Consider the following 3,052-nt stretch of genomic DNA (forward strand, 5'->3'; position numbering starts at 1 on the left):
GCACCAAGGGGGCCATGGAGTTGCGGTCCGCCGAGTCCGCAGGGTAGGAGTCCTCCTGTCTCGGCCCTCTCTCTTTGGCCGGTTTTGACGGGACCCTCTTTGGCCGGTTTTCACCTGACCATTGAGGATCTCTCCAACGGCGGGCTCGGTCAACGGTGCGGCGACGGAAGTTGGCAACAGCTCCGATGGCGGTGACAGCAGCCCCGCGGCCATCGCGGGTGGCGCCGACATGAATGGAGGAACCGCTCCGGGTGTCGTGCAGTCCTCCTGCCAGTTCTGTGTGGGGGATGGACGCGGCTTATTCGCCTTCAGTGACAAGCAGATGGACGACCTGCAGGGCTGGGCGCGTGAGACGAAGTGGGCCTACGCACCTGTTGTGGGGGTTGCCACGTCGACGCTCAACCTGATGCTGTCGTTGATGCGCGGCAAGACGGACAACCTCGGCAGTGAAGTGTTCGAGGTGGGGCTCTCTTTTGTCCCGGCGAAGGTGATAGGCGGCGTCATCAAGGGGGTGGCACCTGTCGTCGTGGCTGCGGCAGGCCCTCTGCTGAAATCGGAAGTGGGCATCGCCGCGAGACTCGCACTGGGAGGTTGCTTCATCGCGGACACACCCGTCCTTACTGCGAAGGGGTTGGTGCCTATCGAGGAAGTGGCGGTGGGAGACTGGGTGTGGGCCTGGGATGAGGAGACGAAGGTTCCAGGCTGGCACCAGGTGTCGAAAACCTTCATCAAGCCCGCGATGGTCGTGCTCGAAGTCATGCTGGAATCACCCGATGGCACCCGTGAATCGTTCGGGGTGACGGCGGAGCACCCATTCGGTGTCGTGGGGCGAGGCTGGACGGATGCGCAGTCGCTCAGGTGGGGGGATGAGGTTGAGTCCGCCATGGGAGAGCGCATGCGCGTGGTCTCTGTCGCGACCTCCGCGGAGCGCAAGCCGGTCTTCAACTTCGAGGTGGAAGACGCTCACACGTATTTCGTGGGCGAGTCCACCGCGTGGGTTCACAACATCTCGTCGATTGCGAGGCGGCTGTTCCCTAATACGATGCCCGAGAGGCTCGCGGGGGAGATAGCAGACGCGGAGAGTGTGAGGGCTCCCATCATGGAGGCGGGCGCTCGTGGTTTCAAAGCGCTTGTCGACAGTGGTGAGAAGATAAAGTTCGTGGTGCTGGAGTCGGGTAAGCTCATCGTCGCCCCGCACACTTACATGGGAGTGGAGATCAAGCACGCAGTCCTATCCGGTGGGAGTGCGGTTCTTACCGCGGGCGAGGCTGAAATTGCCCGTACGGGCCGCAAGTACTTTGGCCTCAGTATCAATGCCCAAAGCGGCCATTTCATGCCAACTGAGGAGAGCGTGGCGTATGCTCGAGCTGCGTTCGCCGAGATTGGCATTATCTTCCGGTAACCGAAATGAGGTGCATGATGGAACCCAAACAGGCTACGGTACGCCACTGGTCCGAACTCTCCAGTAAACCTCTCTCGGAAGAGAGTGTGCGCGCTCTGCACTTGCCCGCGAAGAAGTATCGGGTGCGCGTTGAGCGGTATTTGCCGGGGACGGATTTCGGCGGCGTCATGCGGGCCGGTACGTTCTACGTGTTGGCTGGGCACTGCCAGATGGAATTCGGCACGCAAGCTGTCGAGCTCGCCGCTGGGGATGTCGCAGAGTTCCCTGCCGGCAGGTATCGCGTGGTGGTGAACCGGGAAGCTGGGTGTGTTGCTATTTTTGCTTGGGAAATCCCATCGGAGTTTGCTCAATAGGAGAAGGTCGGACGCTGCGTTGCGGAGTCCCTCCCAATCGGTGCCCAGGTGTCAGCCTGGGCACATGTAGAGCCTGGGCCACTTCCCGCCAACTGCCTCCCGTGGTGGATTGCTCCGCCACGGGACGCATTCTCACATTCTGCCTGGGCGGCTCGGTTCCCAGCGGTGTGTCTCAGTATGCCAGATTGCATCCGAGCACCACCGAGTGAGTGTCATCCGCATCCTCGAGTGTCCGAGCCGTGGTGAAGATTCCACTGACCCCAGCGGCGCTGCTGACGCACTGGACTCTTGCCTTGAGTGATGACGTCGACCCCCCTTCGGGCCAAGGGTTCTGGATACAGGTTTTCGGAAACTATCGGTCCACCAAGGTCTCCATCCTCGCCCCGTTCGTCCTGTGTTACCGAGCGCGCTTGTTGATGGGCGGGTGCGTCGACTGGCTGATGGACGCCGGAATCCCAGTCGGTTCAAGGCCCTACGGCCGCCTGGCGGCGGTGCCCTCCGGGCAGCCTTGAGCCGCCTCGTGCTCCGGCTCAGGCTGCAACCGTCGATTCCCTCAGGGGAATCGCCTCAAGGCGCGCCCAGCATCGGCGGTGACACCCGGTGGTGCACGCTCGTAATGGACTCCAGTGGTTCCGCACGCTTGCTGAAGGTACCCATCAACGAGCCGGTCCGTGGAACGCCGTGGAACCATCAAATAGCGTGCGCATTAACACTCATCCGCTGACGCGGCCGTGGTCCAGGCGAGCGACGGCCCCCCTGGTGGCACCCCGCACCCTGTCACCCACAGGTCGCCCGGCAGGCCACCCGCCGAGGGGGCGGAAAGAACCCGTGCGCCCGGGCGTGTCTACGGGTATAGACAATCCCCTCATGTGTCCCATGGTGAAGACGGAAGACCTCATCGACGCCCAGGGCGTGGCCGGCCTGCTGCAGCTTCGCCACACCAACAGCGTCAGCACCTATCTGCGCCGCTACCCGGACATGCCCCGCCCCATCCTGGACCTGGGCACCGGACGCCCACGCCTGTGGCTGCGTCCCCAGGTGATGCGCTGGCTTCGTGCCCGCAGGTCCGACACGGCTTCCATCGGAGTTGAGTGATGACCACCGCCATTCCCCGTACCCCTCCCGCCGTCCTGCCCGGCCCCAATGACACCTGTTGGTGCGGCAGCGGCACCAAGTACAAGAAGTGCCACCGTGGCGCCGACACCGTCGAGGCGCGCAAGAAGGGCCCCGACGTCGCGCGCAAGGGCATCCGCCCGGGCCTCATCAGCCCCCGCCGCGACGTGCCCCTGCACATCCC

4 protein-coding genes are annotated in these 3,052 nt (G+C 63.6%); all 4 read left to right on the forward strand.

Annotated elements, in window-relative coordinates; translation table 11 throughout:
- Positions 1 to 322: 322 nt before the first annotated feature.
- The gene (locus tag FL311_RS42335) at positions 323 to 1,402 is read left to right on the forward strand and encodes a polymorphic toxin-type HINT domain-containing protein (RefSeq protein ID WP_194869623.1); all 1,080 of its coding nucleotides are present in this window, start codon (positions 323 to 325) and stop codon (positions 1,400 to 1,402) included.
- Positions 1,403 to 1,416: 14 nt separating this feature from the next.
- On the forward strand, positions 1,417 to 1,755 hold the full coding sequence (locus FL311_RS42340; protein WP_228557455.1) for a hypothetical protein: 339 nt from the start codon (positions 1,417 to 1,419) through the stop codon (positions 1,753 to 1,755).
- A gap of 876 nt (positions 1,756 to 2,631) precedes the next feature.
- On the forward strand, positions 2,632 to 2,850 hold the full coding sequence (locus tag FL311_RS42345) for a hypothetical protein (protein WP_194869624.1): 219 nt from the start codon (positions 2,632 to 2,634) through the stop codon (positions 2,848 to 2,850).
- Positions 2,850 to 3,052 (forward strand): SEC-C metal-binding domain-containing protein (locus FL311_RS42350; protein ID WP_194869625.1); only part of this gene is annotated, 203 nt, incomplete at its 3' end. The genes FL311_RS42345 and FL311_RS42350, both read left to right, overlap by 1 nt.

The sequence above is a fragment of the Myxococcus sp. AB025B genome (assembly GCF_006518215.1).
GTDB lineage: Bacteria > Myxococcota > Myxococcia > Myxococcales > Myxococcaceae > Myxococcus > Myxococcus fulvus.